This window comes from Oleomonas cavernae (genome assembly GCF_003590945.1).
In the GTDB taxonomy this organism is placed as follows: Bacteria; Pseudomonadota; Alphaproteobacteria; order Zavarziniales; family Zavarziniaceae; genus Zavarzinia; species Zavarzinia cavernae.
On the sequence record NZ_QYUK01000017.1, the window covers coordinates 1 to 3868 of the forward strand.

The 3868-nt window shown below is 67.3% G+C and carries 2 protein-coding genes and 3 pseudogenes; 3 read left to right on the plus strand and 2 right to left on the minus strand.

Annotated features, from left to right (window positions below):
* Positions 1-1111, plus strand: a 1111-nt coding sequence (gene dctA, locus D3874_RS27450; protein WP_119782895.1) for a C4-dicarboxylate transporter DctA, incomplete at its 5' end; no start/stop codon positions are given.
* Positions 1112-1452: 341 nt separating this feature from the next.
* Here dctA (D3874_RS27450) and D3874_RS32580 read toward each other — a convergent pair.
* Positions 1453-1644, minus strand: a pseudogene (locus D3874_RS32580) (MerR family DNA-binding transcriptional regulator); the annotation flags it as partial.
* A gap of 87 nt (positions 1645-1731) precedes the next feature.
* Here D3874_RS32580 and D3874_RS28880 point away from each other — a divergent pair.
* Together D3874_RS28880 and soxR are read left to right on the plus strand one after the other, a co-directional pair.
* Complete coding sequence (locus D3874_RS28880) at positions 1732-2193, plus strand: antibiotic biosynthesis monooxygenase family protein (protein WP_158596257.1); 462 nt, start codon at positions 1732-1734, stop codon at positions 2191-2193.
* A gap of 44 nt (positions 2194-2237) precedes the next feature.
* A pseudogene (gene soxR, locus D3874_RS27465) lies at positions 2238-2686 on the plus strand (redox-sensitive transcriptional activator SoxR).
* Positions 2687-2771: 85 nt separating this feature from the next.
* Here the strand turns inward: soxR and dctA (D3874_RS27470) are convergent.
* Positions 2772-3868: pseudogene (gene dctA, locus D3874_RS27470) on the minus strand (C4-dicarboxylate transporter DctA); the annotation flags it as partial.

Genomic DNA, 3868 nt, shown 5'->3' on the forward strand with positions numbered 1-3868 from the left:
GCGGAAGGTCGGCCGGGTGGGCGCCAAGGCCTTCATCTATTTCCTGATCTTCTCCACCCTGGCGCTGATCGTCGGCCTGGTCGTCGGCAATGTGGTGCAGCCCGGCTATGGCCTGCACATCGACCCCGCCACCCTGGACGGCAAGGCGGTCGCCGACTATGCCCAGAAGGCGCACGACCAGTCGATCGTCGGCTTCCTCCTGAACATCATCCCGACCACGCCGTTCAGCGCGCTGGCCTCGGGCGAGATCCTCCAGGTGCTGTTCTTCTCGGTCCTGTTCGGCGTCGGCCTGGCCTTGACCGGCGACAAGGGCAAGCCCGTGACCGACCTCTTGAAGTCGGTGTCGCACGCGGTCTTCGCGGTGGTGAACATCCTGATGAAGGCCGCCCCGATCGGTGCCTTCGGCGCCATGGCCTTCACCATCGGCAAGTACGGCATCGGCTCGGTCGTCAACCTCGCCATGCTGGTCGGCACCTTCTATGTCACGGCGATCATCTTCGTGCTGGGCATCCTGGGCGCCGTGGCGCGGGCCAACGGCTTCTCGATCCTGCGCCTGATCCGCTACATCAAGGGCGAGCTGCTGCTGGTGCTGGGCACCTCGTCGTCCGAATCCGCGCTGCCCGCGGTGATGGACAAGCTGGAGCGGGCGGGCTGCTCGCGCTCGGTGGTCGGCCTGGTGGTGCCCACCGGCTATTCCTTCAACCTGGACGGCACCAACATCTACATGACCATGGCGGCCCTGTTCATCGCCCAGGCGACGGACATCCACCTGTCGCTGGGCGACCAGCTCCTGCTGCTGCTGGTGGCCATGCTCTCGTCCAAGGGGGCCGCCGGCGTCACCGGCTCGGGCTTCATCACCCTGGCTGCCACCCTGTCGGTCATCCCTTCGGTGCCGGTGGCCGGCATGGCCCTGATCCTCGGCGTCGACCGCTTCATGTCGGAGTGCCGGGCCCTGACCAACTTCATCGGCAATGCGGTGGCCGCGATCGTGGTCGCCCGCATGGAAGGCGAGTTGGACAAGGACCAGCTCGACCGCGCCCTGTCGGGCCAGCCGATCCCCGAACTCGACGACGAGCTGGTGCCGGCCTACAGCAAGGCGGCCGCCGAGTAGCAACCCCTTCGCGTCGCCTGCCGGCCTCAAGCCGATAATCCGGCCCCCCTTCGGCCGGCCGGCAGGTGGCGCGATACCCGACGAGTCAGGCCGGGTCGAGCAATCTCGGTCCCGGCCCTTCGCCTGCCAGCTCGTCCACGGGTTGCGCAGGCGGCAGACCTCGATCGAGAGGCAGCCGCAGCCGATGCAATCGTCGAGCTGGTCGCGCAACCGGGTCAGGGTGGCGATCCGGTCGTCCAGTTCCGCCCGCCAACGCCCAGACAATCGATGCCAGTCCGCCGCGGTGGGGGCGTGCCCCGCGGGCAGGGCGCCAGCGCCTCGCCGATCGCGGCCAGTGAAATCCCCAGGCGCTGCGCCACCTTGATGACCGCGACCCGGCGCAGCACCTCGCGGCGATAGCGGCGCTGGTTGCCCTGGCTGCGGTTGCTGTGGATCAGGCCCTTGGCCTCGTAGAAATGCAGGGTGGAGACGGCGACGCCGCTGCGGGCCGCGACCTCGCCCACCGTCAATTCCTTGCCGAAGGGATGGGTCATGCGCTTGGCCCCATTTTCCGTTTGACCTCAAGTTAACTTGAGGTTTTAGGGTCTCAAGGCTCGGATTGCAACGGTCGGGAGGCCATCGTGTCGGATGTCGTGTGGCTCAAGCAGCTTAAAGAGGCGGATCAATCGCGGCGAGTTTACCGCGTCGATAAATTCGTGGTGCCCCAGGCCGCGCGGCCGGAGTTCCTGGCCAAGATCCGCGAGACCCACGCGATGCTGGCGACCCTGCCCGGCTTCGTCCGCGATGTCGTGCTGGAGCAGTGCGGCGGCCCGGGCGAGTTCAACCTGGTGACGCTGGTCGAATGGGAAAGCGCCGCCGCACTGCTCCAGCACGACATCGCGGACGAAGCCGGGCAGGGTCGCCAGCATCGCGTGGGTCTCGCGGATCTTGGCCAGGAACTCCGGCCGCGCGGCCTGGGGCACCACGAATTTATCGACGCGGTAAACTCGCCGCGATTGATCCGCCTCTTTAAGCTGCTTGAGCCACACGACATCCGACACGATGGCCTCCCGACCGTTGCAATCCGAGCCTTGAGACCCTAAAACCTCAAGTTAACTTGAGGTCAAACGGAAAATGGGGCAAGCGCATGACCCATCCCTTCGGCAAGGAATTGACGGTGGGCGAGGTCGCGGCCCGCAGCGGCGTCGCCGTCTCCACCCTGCATTTCTACGAGGCCAAGGGCCTGATCCACAGCAACCGCAGCCAGGGCAACCAGCGCCGCTATCGCCGCGAGGTGCTGCGCCGGGTCGCGGTCATCAAGGTGGCGCAGCGCCTGGGGATTTCACTGGCCGCGATCGGCGAGGCGCTGGCGGCCCTGCCCGCGGGGCACGCCCCACCGCGGCGGACTGGCATCGATTGTCTGGGCGTTGGCGGGCGGAACTGGACGACCGGATCGCCACCCTGACCCGGTTGCGCGACCAGCTCGACGATTGCATCGGCTGCGGCTGCCTCTCGATCGAGGTCTGCCGCCTGCGCAACCCGTGGGACGAGCTGGCAGGCGAAGGGCCGGGACCGAGATTGCTCGACCCGGCCTGACTCGTCGGGTATCGCGCCACCTGCCGGCCGGCCGAAGGGGGGCCGGATTATCGGCTTGAGGCCGGCAGGCGACGCGAAGGGGTTGCTACTCGGCGGCCGCCTTGCTGTAGGCCGGCACCAGCTCGTCGTCGAGTTCGGGGATCGGCTGGCCCGACAGGGCGCGGTCGAGCTGGTCCTTGTCCAACTCGCCTTCCATGCGGGCGACCACGATCGCGGCCACCGCATTGCCGATGAAGTTGGTCAGGGCCCGGCACTCCGACATGAAGCGGTCGACGCCGAGGATCAGGGCCATGCCGGCCACCGGCACCGAAGGGATGACCGACAGGGTGGCAGCCAGGGTGATGAAGCCCGAGCCGGTGACGCCGGCGGCCCCTTGGACGAGAGCATGGCCACCAGCAGCAGCAGGAGCTGGTCGCCCAGCGACAGGTGGATGTCCGTCGCCTGGGCGATGAACAGGGCCGCCATGGTCATGTAGATGTTGGTGCCGTCCAGGTTGAAGGAATAGCCGGTGGGCACCACCAGGCCGACCACCGAGCGCGAGCAGCCCGCCCGCTCCAGCTTGTCCATCACCGCGGGCAGCGCGGATTCGGACGACGAGGTGCCCAGCACCAGCAGCAGCTCGCCCTTGATGTAGCGGATCAGGCGCAGGATCGAGAAGCCGTTGGCCCGCGCCACGGCGCCCAGGATGCCCAGCACGAAGATGATCGCCGTGACATAGAAGGTGCCGACCAGCATGGCGAGGTTGACGACCGAGCCGATGCCGTACTTGCCGATGGTGAAGGCCATGGCGCCGAAGGCACCGATCGGGGCGGCCTTCATCAGGATGTTCACCACCGCGAAGACCGCGTGCGACACCGACTTCAAGAGGTCGGTCACGGGCTTGCCCTTGTCGCCGGTCAAGGCCAGGCCGACGCCGAACAGGACCGAGAAGAACAGCACCTGGAGGATCTCGCCCGAGGCCAGCGCGCTGAACGGCGTGGTCGGGATGATGTTCAGGAGGAAGCCGACGATCGACTGGTCGTGCGCCTTCTGGGCATAGTCGGCGACCGCCTTGCCGTCCAGGGTGGCGGGGTCGATGTGCAGGCCATAGCCGGGCTGCACCACATTGCCGACGACCAGGCCGACGATCAGCGCCAGGGTGGAGAAGATCAGGAAATAGATGAAGGCCTTGGCGCCCACCCG